We start from the raw sequence: 15,217 nt of genomic DNA on the forward strand, positions 1-15,217 counted from the left end.
TATTATTTATCGACCATCCCGGAAGAGAAGGGCATCCTTTAGGACTGTAGGTCTACTTAACTACCCGATCCAAACAAACGCCGGAACCAATTCCACACATCGCCCGTGATGGGAATTAATCCGAAACCATGTTCGCCAACTGCGATTACACCATATGCCCATTGTCCGATAGCTATGGCACCCCCAGCGATCCTGCCTATCGCTATCGCACCAAACGCCGTATCCCCTATGGCGATGGCCCCCAACGCTTTTTCCGCGATTGCGATCGCTCCTACAGCCACGCCTGCAATCGCAATCGCTCCCACTGCGAAGCCAAGCCAGCTAAGTGCTATTGCTCCGATCGCTAACCACATTCCCAGTGATATTGCTCCTAAGGATAATACGCCCACGCTTATCGCACCTATGGAAATCAAGCCAACAGCTACATCTCCAATAGCGATTAATCCAACGGCTGTCTTCACACGGGGTTTACCTCCACGGCCATACGCTTGACCTGAGTATCGCCCTAGATTACTGCGTATACTGATGACCGGAAATGAGGGAGAAGGCCATTGATAATCAATCTCTCGTCCATCAAAGCCCCTAGAATCCGCCCAGCGCGTTACAAATTGATGCCATTTCATATCCATCCCGTCCCCCTTTTCAAATTACCTAAATTATACAACCCCGGGGGTTGGCTGTACTCAGACTCTGACCTGAAATTCATCTCATCCTCTGGACGGATATATACTCATTAGGATTACTGTTTGGGAATAGGATCAGGCTTTCCAAATAAATAGCCCTGAAACAACTGATAACCACTCTGCTTAAGCCATTCAAAGTCCTCTCTAAACTCCACACCTTCTGCTAAAGGAACGGATTGGATTTCTAAAGCTTTTTCTAAAAATTGCTTTGCTATTTTCTGTTTGTTCAGATCGCTGGACACACCCTGAACATATTTCATATCCAGCTTCATGTAATGGGGTTTAAGCTCCAATAACATCTCGATCGTGCTGAAGCCCTCACCAACATCATCTAAAGCGTATTCAAATCCCCGATCCTTGTAATATGTCAAAATAGCTTTCAAATGAGCGAGATCATCCACTTTCTCCGTCTCAACAACTTCAAAGACAAAAAGAGAAGGATCGACGCCTAATTGATTGGCCAGTTCAACGGTTGATCTTAAGCAGAACTCTGGAGCGTAGATCGACGTTGGGATAAAATTAATAAACGTTTTTTTATTTAAGGGTGCAGCATATTTTACAGCCGTCATTCTACATAACCGGTCTAAAGCATATAAACGCCCACGATTCCGTGCCGCCGCAAAAATCTCATTAGGATAGATAAGAGATCCGTCTTCTTTTTTAAATCTGGATAGGAGCTCGTATGCAAAAATCTCTTCCCTTACGTTCACAATCGGTTGGAAGTAGCAAGTAACAAGACCCTTAGTGATAACCTCATCAATCCACTCCATATCAAGTACAGTGGGTAATTCGGATAGAGGTCTCCATGTTTGGTCATCTATACGGAATTCAACCTGCTCCGACTCCATATGGTCATTACAGAAATCCAGAAAATCCCGCACCCCAGCCTCCTTAACTGTAATCACATTTTCTTCCACCTTATGTATCGTATTACTTCTACTCAAGTGATGAATAACCTCAGGTAAAACCCTAAGATTAAGCTCACCATGAGCCTTGATTTCAAAATTCAGATCTCTTACTACACAATGATTACAAGCCACATTCATAACCCCTTTAATAATCGATTCTCTGAATCCCGGAACGGCTCTTCTCAATCGAAATCCGTATACTCCAGTAAATACGCCGGGTCTAACACGGTGATCTGCTGATGTTGAATCTCAATAATCTTTTGCTCTTGCAGATCTTTAAGCACAAGGGTAGCCGTCTCCCTTAACGTTCCGATCATATCACGCGCTCTCGCATCATGAAATTTCATTTCATGTAATAACCGATTCAATAAAAATAAACGGTCCATTTGCAGCAGCATCAATTGCTCCTTAATCAACGGGTAATCGGCAAGCATCTGCTTAAAAGGCTCATGTTTAATCTCAAATAATACAGTATCATTCATAGCCACCGCAGCAGCACTGTTATATTGGAGGGATGGATCACTTCCAGATCGCCATAATCCCCGAATAGATAATGTAGGCATGATCCACATTCCATAGTTTTGTATGCCAACATACTGATAATAAATCATCATCCTGTTATATTCTATCGTAACGTTGTCACATAGGCTTGATGCCAATACGAATTACAAAGGAGATCCATTCATGAAATTCCGAATTCCCTTTTACAGCTTGAAGGGAACAGACATTTTAGAGCAATTAGAGCAAAGAGGATGTATCGTTTATAAATAACAAAAAAAGCCTCCAATTAAAGAAGCTTTTCACTCAAATCCATAATATGCGTAACGCGATTTCTCCCCTGTTCTTTAGAAACGTAAAGCGCTTGATCAGCTTTTTCCAGAAGAGTGATGTCTGTATCGGTTGCTTCAAAGGTAGCTATGCCAATGCTTACCGTAATGCTGCCAATCTCCCAAGTGGAGCTGGCTATGAATTGTCGTAAACTCTCAGCTATAGCCGTGGCATCCGATGAATCTGTATTAGGCAGCAGAAGGATAAACTCCTCACCACCATACCTAGCTACGATATCTTCTTTACGAGATTGGGACTTCAGGATACTCGCCAATTTCTCCAGGACATAATCACCCATCTGATGACCGTAGGTGTCATTCACATTTTTAAAGTGATCAATATCTAGAATACATAATGAAAAAGGCGCCTGATCACGGTGATACGCTGCAATCTGCTCTTCCAGCTTTTCTTGCAGGAACCTTCTATTCTTTAATCCAGTAAGCTTGTCTGTAGTAGATAGCTCTACTAAAACGGCATTCATCTCCAGTAACTCAGCTTGCTTTTGCTCGATTTCCAGGTGAATTTGTTTGAGCTTTGCAAGCGCCTGATCTTTTTCCCAATAAGCCTCTTCTATTTGCTTCTTCGCAGATCGTAGCTCTAGCTCATAATCAATACGTTTGCCCATCTGTACGAGAATACAATCAATGACCTCTACACCTTCACACTCAAGGCGTCTGCCATTTAACAAGTAAGGCACGGCTTGCCCCTTGCTGTCCTTCAAATTGATAAATAGCTCTTCTACATGTCCATTCAGATTGATAAAAGGATAGAAGTATGAATGAAAAATAAGCTTGTTTGCCGTAGACATGATAGATTCAAAATGTTTATTTACCAAATCAACCTGCTGATATCCCATCCCATCCAAAAAGGTTTGATTCACATCGAGGATCATTCCTTCATGGGTAATGGAAACATATCCGCATGGCGCATATTTTAACCGGTCATCCATTGTCTAAATATCCTTTCAACACCATAATCTTCTCCATCTCACCCAAGATACTCATTAATCAAAGTAATGGTCTCCTGGGGATGGCTAATATGTGGATAATGGCCCTTGGCCTCCATTAACCGGAACGTACTATTATTCATATGTCTATGTAAATATTCTCCTACTTCTATAGGAACGATACTATCATCCGAGCATTGCAATATGAGGGTAGGCACTGTCGCTTTAGGCAGATCTTCTCGATGATCCGAAAAAAATGTAACTTCCGCAAATTCTCTAGCGATAATAGGGTCGGCCGAAATAAAACTTCGTTCCAGCTGTTTAGTCAACATCGGGTCAGGGTTATTCATCGCAAGTGGAGCCATAAAGCTAGCCCAGCCCGCGAAATTCATCTCCATCATATCCAGAAGCTCAGTAATATCACTTTTTTCAAAGCCCCCGAAATAAGCATCTCCCTCATTTAAATAACGTGGGGAAGGTCCGATCATAATCATTTTATCAAAATAATCCGGCCGCTCGATTGAAGCAAGCAAACCGATCATAGAGCTAATAGAATGACCTATAAAAATAAGATCCTTGAGTTCAAATGTTTCGATGACATCTAGTACATCCTGTACATAACCATGGAGAGTATGATATTTATCCGATGTATAGGCGCTTAAATCTGAATGGCCTGAGCCTACATAATCAAATAGAACGATTCGATACTTTTTCTCAAATGATGGCGTGATAAACTGCCACATGCTTTGATCACACCCAAATCCATGCGCAAAAAGGATAGTTTTTTCTCCTGCTCCAATGACTTTTACATGATTCCGCACCATAACATCGTTCATTTCATATAACTCCTCTATAGTTAGCATTCTCTCTATTTTGCAGGGTTCCCCTGGAAATATCAAGCGTAGAAAAAACTCCGCTAGATTAATCTCTAGCGGAGTTTTATGTAGCCTCCCGTTTGGGTCATCATTTGGCAAAATGGTAGCGTGCTGGGGCACCCCTGCGTTCAATCCGATAACATTTTGCCCCAAAAAATTGGTTAGAGGACCCAGAAGACCTTAAATGCGCCATTATTCCACATTTGAATTGCTATCGGACTCCACTGCAGCTATTGGCGCGAAAACACAAAATATGGGCCGATTTATATGAAATAGCGTCTCTGGAGTCCGAATCCCTTCTCAAAAGGCTGAAAATTTGCGAATAACGTCATCTGGGTCCGTAAGACTCCTTGGATAAACTGTTGAGGCAGAGGTAGACAACCAACATTTAGAATGCAGAAGTCCAACCCGCATCAGCAGCGATGATAGCTCCGTTTACAAAACTGGAATCATCCGAAGCCAGGAATAACGCAACTTGTGCGATTTCTTCAGGTGTACCTACACGAGGGATCACAGCCTGTGTTAATTGCGTACGGCTCACGCCGAATTCATTTATATTTTTCATTGAAGCACTGATGTTTGTGGCAGTAGCTCCTGGTGCGATAGCATTACAACGAATCCCTTTGTTGGCATACATAAAAGCTGTGTTTTTCGTCAAGCCTACTACAGCATGTTTAGAGGCAGTATAAGTTGCTCCCGCATGGGCACCACTTACGCCACCTGTAGAAGCGGTATTAACGATAACCCCTTTTCCTTTTTCCAGAAAAATAGGCAGCGCTTTACGAGTGGACCGCATTACACTTTTGGTATTGATATCAAAGATAAGATCCCATCGTTCATCTGTAATATCACCAACTGGCTCAAAGCCATCCATAATCCCTGCGTTATTCACTAAAATATCTAGCGTGCCATATTCTTTTACAGCGGTATCAATCATGCTATCAATATCTCCAACCAGGGCAACATTTACTTTCAGTGCCTTAGCTACTCCACCGTTACTATTGATCCCTGCGGCTACTTGTTCAGCACCTTCTAGGTTCAGATCGGCTACAATCACTTTTGCCCCTTCTTTAGCGTACAACTCTGCGATAGATTTCCCCATACCCGATGCCGCCCCAGTAACCACTGCAACTCTGTCTTGAAGTTTCATGTTGGAAGTCTCCTTTACGTTTATCTATAATGTAAATATCAATATATAAAATCTCTTTAACGCTTAAAATTTATACTACTCAAGTTTAATCCTCTAAAATTTAACTATCAATATACAAATGAGACACCAAATGTTCATAAATATATATAACGTGGGATTCTGTTCAAATAGGATTAGAAAATAGACAGTTAGGTGGTCTTCTGTTGCTTAAAAATAATCGGAGAACTAGCAAATCGCGTAAAGAGCTTAAAAACGCATTGATATTACTCATGGAAAAAAAGAATTTCCGCACCATTACGATAACCGATATCGTTACCCTTGCCGATTTAAACCGCGGAACCTTCTATAAACATTATCAAACCAAAGAAGAACTTCTAAATGAGCTAATTGATGATGTGTTGGAGGATTTAATTAAGGCTTATAAAGAACCCTATCTTCATACCGATAAATTTATAGTTAGTGAGCTGACCACCTCGAGCATCAAGATTTTTGAACATGTGGTCTCTTACTCTAATTTTTATACCATCATTATAAATTCCAATGTTCTGCCAGGGTTCCAAAATAGGATTTGCGACCTCTTAAAGGAGCTCACCAAGCGGGACTTAGTCGCAGTTAATAACACTAATACCAATGTAAATATCGAATTGTTTTCCAGTTATACCGCCTATGCTCTATTTGGATTAATCATAGAGTGGGTAAAAGGCGGATTTAAATATACAGCTAACCATATGGCAGAGCAGCTGATTGAAATTCTGTCTTTTAATTCACATAATGTGATCATCAACACTTCAAATCAACCGATTAAACAGAATTCCATCCCTGTTAACGGCGACTAATTTATCTCAAACTAAAAAAAGCCACTCCAAAATGCTGGAGTGGCTTTTGAATGCAATTTATAACCTAAGGTCTTCTGTTTCCACCACCACCGCCACCTGGACCTTGATTAGTGTTTGCGGTTGTTACTCCGGATTCATTTAGCCAAGTTACGCTGCTTGTAATTTCGAACGCTACTACTTTTGTTCCTCCTGTATATTCACCATCCGTATACAGTCCGTTCGCTTCACTACCAGTCGAGGTACCTCCCGAGTAGAGGGTGTAAGAACCGCCGTCCTTCAGATCCGGTGAACTAATCACCACCGTTTGATAGCTCTTCGAAGGAGCAAAGGTCAGGATCGAGTTACCTTCGCTGTCCTCTAGATGAACCAATGTTCCAGCCTCCTGGGTCTGAGGGAAAGTCATGCTGACTGCATGTTGGCTAGAGGTGTCAGACGGTGCTTGTGCCATGCCCGAACTTCCCGCAGCCACCAAAGTTCCTCCACTCTGTTCAAAGCTACCGTCGAAATCAAGTGCACCGTTACCGCTATTGGTAGGTCCATTAACAATAACCGTGCCACCCGACATTGTGATGGAGCCGTTCGAATCCAGCCCGTCACCTGAAGCATCGACCGTTAGTGTTCCTCCACTAATCGTTAGCATATTGCTAGCAGAATCGCTGAATTGATCCTGCTCCTGAGGGCCGCCGCCTACAGTCGCCTCATCGTTACCTCCTGCTACATTCACTCCATCATCAGAAGCAACCACATGAGCTTCGCCACCGGAAATCTCGATGTTTGCTCCTTCAATCCCTTCGTAGCTCTTCGTAATATCAATTTTACCACCAGATATCGCCACCAAAGCATCCGCATGGATTCCATCGTCGCCAGTTTTGATGTTGAATTCTCCATCAGCTATAGCAATGTTACTGTTGCTGTGCACTGCATCATCAGCAGAATCGATGGTAAAGGTTCCGTTATTTAAGCTTATATCTCCTCCAGCCTTCAAGCCTTTAGTACTTGGTGTTTCAGATTCTGTAGTTGTTGCCGTTGTTGCCGTTGTTGATGCTTCCGTTGTTGGTATCTCCGGTTTTGTTTCTGGCATCGTCTCTGGTTTGGTTTCAGATGTTGAGGTTCCTGTTGTTCCTGTGGCTCCTGGTGCTTGATCCCCTGTTCCCTGACCTCGGCCACCTCTCATGCCCATACCTTGCCCTTGATCACCTGTTTTCACTTCACCCTTCTCGTTGCCCCCACCCGTAACTAAGGTGTATGTTCCGCCATCTATTACAAGTGAAGTCTCAGCTTGAATTCCATCATTACCAGCCGTAATATCAAATGTTCCTGCTGCTATTGCTATGAAGCCTTTGTCCGTCTCAGTATCGTTGGTTGATTTCATTCCATCGCCTTCTGCCGTTATGCTGATATTTCCGTCTTTTACAGCGACAAGATCTTTACCTACAATCCCGTCATCGGCAGCCTTAATTTCAATAGTGCCACCCATAATTTTCAGATCGTCCTTGCTCGTAATTCCGTCATTATAGTTAGCGGAAACAGACAGCTTCCCGGTCCCATTAATCATTAAATCCGCTTTACTGAAGATAGCCGCACTCGGTTCATCTGTAGTTTCATCGGCATACACGTAAGTTGCTCCATCAGATACGGAGTTCTCCGTCCCGTCTTCCAAGGTAATGATCACTTTCCCCGCTTCTTTAATATCAATTGCTGCACTATCGCTATTCGTGATGTTCACACCGTTCAGTACCAAGTGCACAGTACCTTCATCCTGATTATTAACTACAATCTGTCCATCACTCAGCTTACCAGACAGCACATAAGTTCCTGCTGCAGTAATTGTCACTGAGCCATCCTTGGACTCAGCCCCGGTGCCGTCAACAAGCGCACTTGTTCCAGCCAAAGCAATTTCCGTCGATTGGTCAGCCGTCCAAGTTGTATTAGAATCCTCTTCATCGAACGTCACCAGATCGGACAATTTGGCGCTTGCCAGTTGTACTCCCGTAGCAGCCCCATTCTGAGTTATCGTTGTTCCCGAGGCTGCTACTGTACCCGCCGCCGCTTCAGACTGTGTTGTTGTGGCATTGGTACTGCAAGCCGACATAAGTAATGCACACAATAGCAAGATTCCTACTTTACTTCCGGTTATATATTTATCCATTTTTCATCCATCCTTTCGTTATCTTAATAGTCATTAGCAGTTGGAGTCATGGTCAGAGACAGGTCTAAATTACCGTTCCGGGTACGAATCGCATCCAAAAATTCCTTCTGGTTTACAGCCTCACCCAGCGTTACAGCGTAGACCAGTTCATATAAACTGCCAAGCTCAGTCGTTCTAATCTTTTTAAGCTCATACCCAACGTTATATTTATTGAATACTTCAGCGAAGGCTTCCTCATATCCCAGACTCTCCGGGATGGTTACCTTTAATGTTTTTTGCGACGTTGTTCTTACACCAAAGTTAGTCCGGTTAAGGATAAACATAAGGGCGCATAGGATAAGTGTGAAAAAAACTGCATATCCAAAGGAACCCACTCCACAGGCAAGTCCAGAAGCCATGGTGAACAGAACAAATGTGATATCCTTCGGATCGCCCGGCGCACTTCTAAACCGAATGATGGAGAACGCCCCGGCAAGACTGAAAGCTCTGGCAACATTACTTCCGATAAGCAAAATGATGATGGCCACAATTACGGGCAGCAGTACCATTGTTAGTGTGAAGCTTTGCGAATAGCCGCTTGCATTGGTCTTCATATAGGTGTAGCTAATGATCCCGCCAAGAGCAATAGCTATAAAAATAGTTAGCAGTGCGTTGGTAAACGTTAACTCTGTACTAGTTGCTACGGTAAATAATGAATCAAGCATAGAGGGCACTCTCCCGTTCTGTTTTACTGTTCTTCAGCATTTTTTTATATTCGTTGCCGTACTTGGAGAAGCTTGTACGGTACATTTGATGCTCTGAGAGCATTTTGGCCAGCCAGACCGGAATCGTGTTCTCAGCCTTTACTTCCATAAGCCACTGCCCCGGCTCCAGCAAGGGTTCGCCATGAACACCGTGCTCCATCTTCAGATCGTACCGGCGGCTGCGAATATTTGTATCGAATGTAATTCTTAGATCGCGATTGTTTTTACAGAACAACGCTTTTCGGTCATAAGACAGATACACCTTGGGCTGCAAATCATAGCGTGTCAGAAAATATTTGATCTCTTCAATCACCTGTTTATTCATGTAATCCTTGAATTCCGGTTCCATACCGGTGGCGACAAAATCATAAGCCTCGTTTAATTTGAGAGACGTTCTTCTTTTATTAACAAGACCAAATACCTTCTTTTTGATTTCCAGATACACCTTCGTATCTTGATTTGGAACACCGTATGCTCTTAAACGAAGCTTCTCTTTGTACTTGGGCTTCGCAAGACTGTTACGAATCAGGGTGTTGTGCTCCGTGTCATAATATAAGTTGGTTATGGAGTAAAACTCATGTTGCTTGTTGAAATCGTCTAGTTCCATGTATTCAAGCAATTGGTTATAAAATTTATAGTAGGCTTCGTTGTCCAACAAATATTTGTTCTCATAACGGTTGAATACCTCAATCGCCATATGTGATCAATCCTTTCTGTTTATCGTTGTCTCGTGTGCTTATGAATGTATCTTAGATCCCAAACCTTTAATGAATCTTAAATGGTTTTACAAATTATTGATTATCTTTTACATTCCCTTAACACAGGTGTAAATCGTAACTGCGGTGAATGTTGTTCTTCGGGCGCTGTTGTCTGCAGATTTCTTGATTTCAAACTGCTGTTCGCAGTCACTTCTATCTCAACCTTCATTAAGGTTCAATAAAGGTAATCCTGATATAATGACCTCAATAACAAATACTGGTTCTATGTAGGGGATGGCAAAACCATGAGAATATTAATAGTAGAAGACGAGCTTCATCTCGCTGAAGCCTTAACTCAAATATTAAAAAAACATAATTATTCGGTGGATGCAGTCCATGACGGCAGGTCGGGTCTAGATTACGCACTGAGTGGAATCTATGATTTGCTGCTGCTCGACATCATGCTGCCTGAAATGGATGGGGTCAGCGTCCTCAAGACGCTGCGAAAAAAGGGGATACCCACTCCCGTTATCCTGCTTACCGCAAAGGGTGAAATTACAGATATGGTTACTGGGCTGGACTATGGGGCTGACGATTATATCGCCAAACCTTTTTCCTCGGAGATCTTATTGGCAAGAATAAGGGCTGTACTAAGACGTAAAGGCGAGGTGATACCGGATGATGCTTTAAAGTTCGGGGATATTGAACTGAATACATCCAATCTGAAGCTTACCGTGGGTGGCAAAGAGATCAAGCTCAATCTAAAGGAATGCGAGCTATTGGAGCTTCTGATCTTGAGGAAACAAGCTGTAACCTCCAAAGAACAAATTATTGAGAAGCTGTGGGGCTTTGATTCAGATGCTGAGCACAATAATGTAGAGGTGTATATTTCTTTTTTGAGAAAAAAACTGACCTTCTTAAATTCGACCGTACGCATTAGTACGATCAGAAACGTAGGGTATGTATTAGAGGTGACGACCTGATGTTCACGAAGCTCAGAAATCGGTTTCTTATTGTTAACTTAGTCACCATCTCGGTGATCATGCTTGTGGCCTTCATCTCCATATATGTAATTACGTACCGGGATGTCCAAAACGATATTCAGATGGATCTTCACAGAATCATGGAAAACTACAAGTCCCCCGGTGGTGACACAGGACGATTAGGCAATACCAAAGGGGGAGCCACGTTACCACGTGTGGATAATAAACGTACGGATAACGGAACACCTCCTCCAGAACGCTCAATCTCATTTATGCTGAAAATAGATACAGCGTCCAACCTTACGGGGAAAGATTCCAAATTTACTATGGACGATGAATTTTATAATACGGCTCTGCAAGAAGCACTAAGCGCCGGTAAAGATACCGGAAGGTTCACCTTGGATAGCAGCAAATGGATCTTCAACATCCAGCATACGAATGATGGGGCGATGCTTGTATTTCTGGACATCACTGCAGAGCAAAAAATCCTCACCAATCTAATCTATACCTTCTCTGTAGTTGGCTCAGTGATGCTGATTATCTTGTACTTCGCTAGCCGCTTTTTTGCTAATCGTTCAATTGCGCCGGTAAAGGAGGCTTTTGAGAAACAGAAACAATTTATTGCGGATGCTTCCCATGAGTTAAAGACGCCGTTGACTATTATTAACACCAATGCGGATGTTCTCCTGTCCAACAGTGATGACACCATTCACAATCAGTCCAAGTGGCTGCACTATATCAAGTCGGAAACAGAAAGAATGACCAGCCTGACCAATGATCTGTTGTACCTGACCGAGATGGACGATTCCAGATCGAGAATGATTTATTCGAAATTCAATCTGAGCGACGTGGTTGAAAATATCATTTTAACGATGGAAGCTGTAATCTTTGAGAAGCATATCTCCCTTGAATATGACATCGAGCCTGATCTGACAGTGCTAGGCAATAGTGAACAGATCAAACAAGTGATTATGATCCTCTTGGACAATGCTGTAAAATATTCGAACCCTAAAGGTTCAGTCACCTTATCCCTTAAAAAACAACATAATGACATGGTGTTAGCGGTCACCAATACGGGGGAGGGCATTGCGCCGGAGCACTTAGCAAGAATCTTTGACCGATTCTACCGTACAAATGCTTCCCGGGCGCGTAAACAAGGGGGATATGGCCTAGGGCTGGCGATTGCCAAATCGATTATTGAACAGCATAAGGGAAAAATTTATGCCAAAAGTTTTGTCGGCGAGTCCACCACGTTTTACGTACATCTTTCATAACTACCAAGTAAAAAAGACTCAGACCCTGTTATCTCAAAGGTTTGAGTCTTTTTATTTACTTTACACTTCGCCCCAATAAATTTCGGTATTATAATCAAAAAACACTTGCCCACCCTGATTATTTCGTTCAAAAATATTCCGCAGCTCAGCCATCATATTCTCATAGCTTGGATCTCCGGGGACCGGAGTGTAGGAAGACGATCGAAGACGACCGCTTAAGCCCTCCAAATCAAATACCTGCTGATTGCTAAAATGCGCTACTTGCATCTGTCCTTTCTTGAAAAAGGAACTAAGAATCTCAGGGGTAATGTTCTTATGATTAACTTGAGTGTAGTTCGTCCCGAAGGTCTGCAGCAGCTGCTCATATTCCTCCAGAAATGGGGTACCGTAAGTAAGCCGGGAATTCCATATCAGAATAACTTTTCCACCCGGTTTTAGAATCCGCTTGAATTCCAATTGCGTTGCGTCCCTATCAAACCAGTGAAACGCTTGGGCGCATACGATAAAGTCCATGGACTGGTCGGATAATTCTGTATGTTCAGCAGACCCCGGCGATACAGAGAAATGGTTATCCTTTGCGAAATTCTCTTCCGCAGCTCTACGCATTTCCGGATTGGGTTCAACGGCAGTCACACGACTCCCGCGCTCCAGAAGTAATGCTGAGAAGATTCCTGTTCCTGCACCAATATCAGCAATATCACAATTTGGTTGGAGCCCAATAGTATTGTACAAATAATCAATGGCTTCTCCAGGATAGCTCGGCCGATATTTTACATACGAATCCACCCGATTAGAAAATATTTCTTTGCTATTCATCCTTCGTCTCCTCCTAGGCGCTCAGGTTCATAATCACTTAATTTACCTTGGTAAACCAAACGCAGCCGATCACTTTGGCGAAAATCATCCGGAGTAACGAGTGCGGGCAGCTTATCCCATAACTTAATGCCCGACCGCTCTAGAATTTCCGCTACAAATTGCGAACAAAAATAAGAGTTGCTGAATTCGACAGGCTCCTTCAGGGCAATGCCAATTACGCCGAGAATATTATAGAGATACTTTTGACGGCTTCGGATAAAGACTTGCAAGACCCGCTCCATTTTCTCCACTTCGCGGGCTGTAACTTGAAGTTCATATAGGACACATGTTGTATTAGGGTATTTGCTGAACGTACCTGTCTTAATATCCTCCTTCACAAACCCTCCATTCAGGGGGTTGCTCGGATGCTTTCTGCCAAAGCTATACAGCTCGGAAAGCTCCCGATTAAAGGAGATCGAGGCATGATTATAGGGTGCTTTTGTATAGCCTTGAATGAGCTTCGTAAAAAGCGTCCCGGTATTCGTCAGTAATATAAAGACCGATGGATCTGCTGCCATTTACAATTTTCCCCTTATCAAGTTTGAGCGTTTCCTTCATAATAACATATGAACCCATTAATGGAATCTACTCTAGGACAAGTTGGTGATCAGTTATCGACCGCTCTTTATTAACTATAATTCTTATCTTTGCGGCCTTATCGGCCATTCACTTGATGTATGTAGTTATAGGGAAGCTACAGCCAAATAAGGATTATACGGGCATTGGCTTTCGTATCAAGACGTGGTGGGGAATGCTTTTTATCTTTTGCCTAGCTACCCTATTTAATCCCGTCGTCTCTCTGCTGTCTCTCATGGTGCTCTGCTTCTTTGCACTGAAGGAGTATTTCTCTATGATGAAATCACGAAAATCCGACCGCAGGCTATTTCTGTGGGCTTACTTATCCATCCCGTTGCAGTTCTACTGGATTTATATCGAGTGGTACGGAATGTTTATTGTCTTCATCCCGGTTTATGTATTCTTGCTCCTACCGCTGCCCAGAATGATTAATAAAGGCACGGTTGGTTTTATGCGTAGTGTCAGCTCCACCCAATGGGGGCTTATGCTGATGGTATTCGGACTTAGCCACTTGGCCTACTTTCAATTTGCTACACCGGAGTATGGAGCGGGGCTTGTACTTTTTCTAGTAGTGCTAACGCAGCTCAATGATGTGGTCCACTATCTCGCATCACTTTATGTAGGGAAGCGGAAAATAGTTCCCACCGCCAATCCGTATTTGACTTGGGAGGGTTTCGCTTTCGCATTTGTCATCACGACAGGAGTTTCCTACCTAATCTATCCCTACCTGACACCGCTCAACCCAATCTTCGGGTTACTGTCAGGCATGTTGATCAGCTTGAGCGGCTTCTTTGGCAGTTTAACGGTTTCCGTGTTAAAGCGGGATCTGCTAATCGGCGATGGCGATAAATTCGTGGCATTGAAGCAAAGCCATTTAAGCCGGATCGATAGCTTAACCTACACTTCACCGGTCTTTTTTCATGTCATTCGTTATTTTTTCGACTTCATGTAGATCATCTGATGGGGAGCATGAATCAGCCCTTCCATGAATGATTATGCAGTATCTTCACCATTTGTTCTTGCTGGCTGGCGAACTGCTTATATCGATGTCCGTTGGCGCCCGAGGGGTGGGGAAATCCCCATAAGCAGCGTTGTTTATCAAGCTCACCTGCGGACACAAGGAGTTGAAGTATACTTTCCACTGTTTTTCCTAAGGGAATAATTAAGGCCCGGCTCAGGATGTTCAGCTCCTCACGCAAGGAAGATAATGCCTGCGCCCTGAGGAGTGAATTTGAAAGTAGCTTGGGCTGGGCCCCACTATAATTTTTCTTATCCACGAACACGGGAAAACGCAATAAAGAGCTAGTGTGCAGGATCGTCTGCTGCTGAAATAGTTCTTCACAAGAGGTTAGGTTCAAGTGTTGATGCAGTTTAAGTGTATCTAACATATGAATTAACGTGTTCCGCATGGAGCCTGCGAATCTGGCCGCTTCCTTCGCTGTCCTACATACCTCTTCATCTGACAAACCAGCTTCCAGACTTATGATCGCTTCTTGTATCGCTATGCCCATTTGTGTGAACCCGGGCGTTAACCCTATAATGATCACCTTAGCAGAAGGATTAATGTACTCATTATGGGGGGCATAATACATTTCCACCTTGCCATTACGCTCCATTAGAAGCTTATCCACCTGCAGATCCTCTTTAGTTAGCACTGTACCCTTCGGGAGTGAGAGGATCGCCGATTTATACTGTTGCAGATAGGTAGAGAGG

General features: G+C 43.2%; 16 protein-coding genes. 4 read left to right on the plus strand and 12 right to left on the minus strand.

The window, feature by feature from the left end:
- Positions 1 to 56: 56 nt before the first annotated feature.
- From NST58_RS31740 to NST58_RS31765, 6 genes are all read right to left on the minus strand, one after another.
- Positions 57 to 623: a hypothetical protein gene (locus NST58_RS31740; RefSeq protein ID WP_076124374.1), complete on the minus strand. Its 567-nt coding sequence runs from the start codon at positions 621 to 623 to the stop codon at positions 57 to 59.
- Between the two features lie 116 nt (positions 624 to 739).
- Positions 740 to 1,777, minus strand: coding sequence for an EAL domain-containing protein (locus NST58_RS31745; protein WP_339245463.1), 1,038 nt, complete (start codon positions 1,775 to 1,777; stop codon positions 740 to 742).
- Positions 1,774 to 2,154, minus strand: a complete 381-nt coding sequence (locus tag NST58_RS31750) for a helix-turn-helix domain-containing protein (RefSeq protein WP_339245465.1) — start codon at positions 2,152 to 2,154, stop codon at positions 1,774 to 1,776. Before NST58_RS31750 ends, NST58_RS31745 begins: the two co-directional genes overlap by 4 nt.
- Before the next feature lie 224 nt (positions 2,155 to 2,378).
- Positions 2,379 to 3,368, minus strand: coding sequence for a sensor domain-containing diguanylate cyclase (locus NST58_RS31755; RefSeq protein ID WP_076124160.1), 990 nt, complete (start codon positions 3,366 to 3,368; stop codon positions 2,379 to 2,381).
- A 38-nt stretch (positions 3,369 to 3,406) separates the two neighbouring features.
- A complete protein-coding gene (locus NST58_RS31760) occupies positions 3,407 to 4,201 on the minus strand; it encodes an alpha/beta hydrolase (protein WP_076220289.1) in 795 nt (264 codons plus the stop codon).
- Positions 4,202 to 4,628: 427 nt separating this feature from the next.
- The gene (locus NST58_RS31765) at positions 4,629 to 5,390 is read right to left on the minus strand and encodes an SDR family oxidoreductase (RefSeq protein WP_076124164.1); all 762 of its coding nucleotides are present in this window, start codon (positions 5,388 to 5,390) and stop codon (positions 4,629 to 4,631) included.
- 203 nt (positions 5,391 to 5,593) lie between these two features.
- Here NST58_RS31765 and NST58_RS31770 point away from each other — a divergent pair, with 203 nt between their 5' ends.
- Positions 5,594 to 6,226, plus strand: coding sequence for a TetR/AcrR family transcriptional regulator (locus tag NST58_RS31770; RefSeq protein ID WP_254847725.1), 633 nt, complete (start codon positions 5,594 to 5,596; stop codon positions 6,224 to 6,226).
- A 64-nt stretch (positions 6,227 to 6,290) separates the two neighbouring features.
- On the opposite strand, the gene NST58_RS31775 is transcribed toward NST58_RS31770, so the two are convergent.
- Genes NST58_RS31775 through NST58_RS31785 form a run of 3 tightly spaced genes read right to left on the minus strand, consistent with a single transcriptional unit; the run spans position 6,291 to position 9,815 of the window.
- Positions 6,291 to 8,375, minus strand: a complete 2,085-nt coding sequence (locus NST58_RS31775) for a carbohydrate-binding domain-containing protein (protein WP_339245469.1) — start codon at positions 8,373 to 8,375, stop codon at positions 6,291 to 6,293.
- Positions 8,376 to 8,398: 23 nt separating this feature from the next.
- Positions 8,399 to 9,079, minus strand: coding sequence for a DUF4956 domain-containing protein (locus tag NST58_RS31780; RefSeq protein ID WP_076124168.1), 681 nt, complete (start codon positions 9,077 to 9,079; stop codon positions 8,399 to 8,401).
- Positions 9,072 to 9,815: a polyphosphate polymerase domain-containing protein gene (locus NST58_RS31785; protein WP_076105108.1), complete on the minus strand. Its 744-nt coding sequence runs from the start codon at positions 9,813 to 9,815 to the stop codon at positions 9,072 to 9,074. Before NST58_RS31785 ends, NST58_RS31780 begins: the two co-directional genes overlap by 8 nt.
- 306 nt (positions 9,816 to 10,121) lie before the next feature.
- Between NST58_RS31785 and NST58_RS31790 the strand changes: the two genes are divergently transcribed.
- On the plus strand, positions 10,122 to 10,799 hold the full coding sequence (locus NST58_RS31790; protein ID WP_076099753.1) for a response regulator transcription factor: 678 nt from the start codon (positions 10,122 to 10,124) through the stop codon (positions 10,797 to 10,799).
- A complete protein-coding gene (locus NST58_RS31795; protein ID WP_339245472.1) occupies positions 10,799 to 12,073 on the plus strand; it encodes a HAMP domain-containing sensor histidine kinase in 1,275 nt (424 codons plus the stop codon). Before NST58_RS31790 ends, NST58_RS31795 begins: the two co-directional genes overlap by 1 nt.
- 60 nt (positions 12,074 to 12,133) lie before the next feature.
- On the opposite strand, the gene NST58_RS31800 is transcribed toward NST58_RS31795, so the two are convergent.
- On the minus strand, positions 12,134 to 12,889 hold the full coding sequence (locus tag NST58_RS31800) for a class I SAM-dependent methyltransferase (RefSeq protein WP_280753209.1): 756 nt from the start codon (positions 12,887 to 12,889) through the stop codon (positions 12,134 to 12,136).
- On the minus strand, positions 12,886 to 13,446 hold the full coding sequence (locus tag NST58_RS31805) for a hypothetical protein (RefSeq protein WP_076124175.1): 561 nt from the start codon (positions 13,444 to 13,446) through the stop codon (positions 12,886 to 12,888). Before NST58_RS31805 ends, NST58_RS31800 begins: the two co-directional genes overlap by 4 nt.
- Positions 13,447 to 13,541: 95 nt before the next feature.
- Between NST58_RS31805 and NST58_RS31810 the strand changes: the two genes are divergently transcribed.
- The gene (locus tag NST58_RS31810) at positions 13,542 to 14,456 is read left to right on the plus strand and encodes a phosphatidate cytidylyltransferase (protein ID WP_076132799.1); all 915 of its coding nucleotides are present in this window, start codon (positions 13,542 to 13,544) and stop codon (positions 14,454 to 14,456) included.
- Between the two features lie 22 nt (positions 14,457 to 14,478).
- On the opposite strand, the gene NST58_RS31815 is transcribed toward NST58_RS31810, so the two are convergent.
- Entirely contained in the window at positions 14,479 to 15,135 is a 657-nt protein-coding gene (locus NST58_RS31815) for a uracil-DNA glycosylase family protein (RefSeq protein WP_339245475.1), read from the minus strand.
- Between the last annotated feature and the right edge of the window lie 82 nt (positions 15,136 to 15,217).

Origin of the sequence: Paenibacillus sp. FSL R10-2796, assembly GCF_037965315.1 — a bacterium.
In the GTDB taxonomy this organism is placed as follows: domain Bacteria; phylum Bacillota; class Bacilli; order Paenibacillales; family Paenibacillaceae; genus Paenibacillus_AQ; species Paenibacillus_AQ odorifer.

Bases quoted from the DNA above. Each gene is read 5' to 3' on its own strand.
- NST58_RS31780 (WP_076124168.1), bottom strand. From the start codon at position 9,079: ATGCTTGATTCATTATTTACCGTAGCAACTAGTACAGAGTTAACGTTT.
- NST58_RS31800 (WP_280753209.1), bottom strand. From the start codon at position 12,889: ATGAATAGCAAAGAAATATTTTCTAATCGGGTGGATTCGTATGTAAAA.
- NST58_RS31765 (WP_076124164.1), bottom strand. From the start codon at position 5,390: ATGAAACTTCAAGACAGAGTTGCAGTGGTTACTGGGGCGGCATCGGGT.
- NST58_RS31805 (WP_076124175.1), bottom strand. From the start codon at position 13,446: ATGGCAGCAGATCCATCGGTCTTTATATTACTGACGAATACCGGGACG.
- NST58_RS31795 (WP_339245472.1), top strand. From the start codon at position 10,799: ATGTTCACGAAGCTCAGAAATCGGTTTCTTATTGTTAACTTAGTCACC.
- NST58_RS31790 (WP_076099753.1), top strand. From the start codon at position 10,122: ATGAGAATATTAATAGTAGAAGACGAGCTTCATCTCGCTGAAGCCTTA.
- NST58_RS31775 (WP_339245469.1), bottom strand. From the start codon at position 8,375: ATGGATAAATATATAACCGGAAGTAAAGTAGGAATCTTGCTATTGTGT.
- NST58_RS31740 (WP_076124374.1), bottom strand. From the start codon at position 623: ATGAAATGGCATCAATTTGTAACGCGCTGGGCGGATTCTAGGGGCTTT.
- NST58_RS31785 (WP_076105108.1), bottom strand. From the start codon at position 9,815: ATGGCGATTGAGGTATTCAACCGTTATGAGAACAAATATTTGTTGGAC.
- NST58_RS31760 (WP_076220289.1), bottom strand. From the start codon at position 4,201: ATGAACGATGTTATGGTGCGGAATCATGTAAAAGTCATTGGAGCAGGA.
- NST58_RS31755 (WP_076124160.1), bottom strand. From the start codon at position 3,368: ATGGATGACCGGTTAAAATATGCGCCATGCGGATATGTTTCCATTACC.
- NST58_RS31750 (WP_339245465.1), bottom strand. From the start codon at position 2,154: ATGCCTACATTATCTATTCGGGGATTATGGCGATCTGGAAGTGATCCA.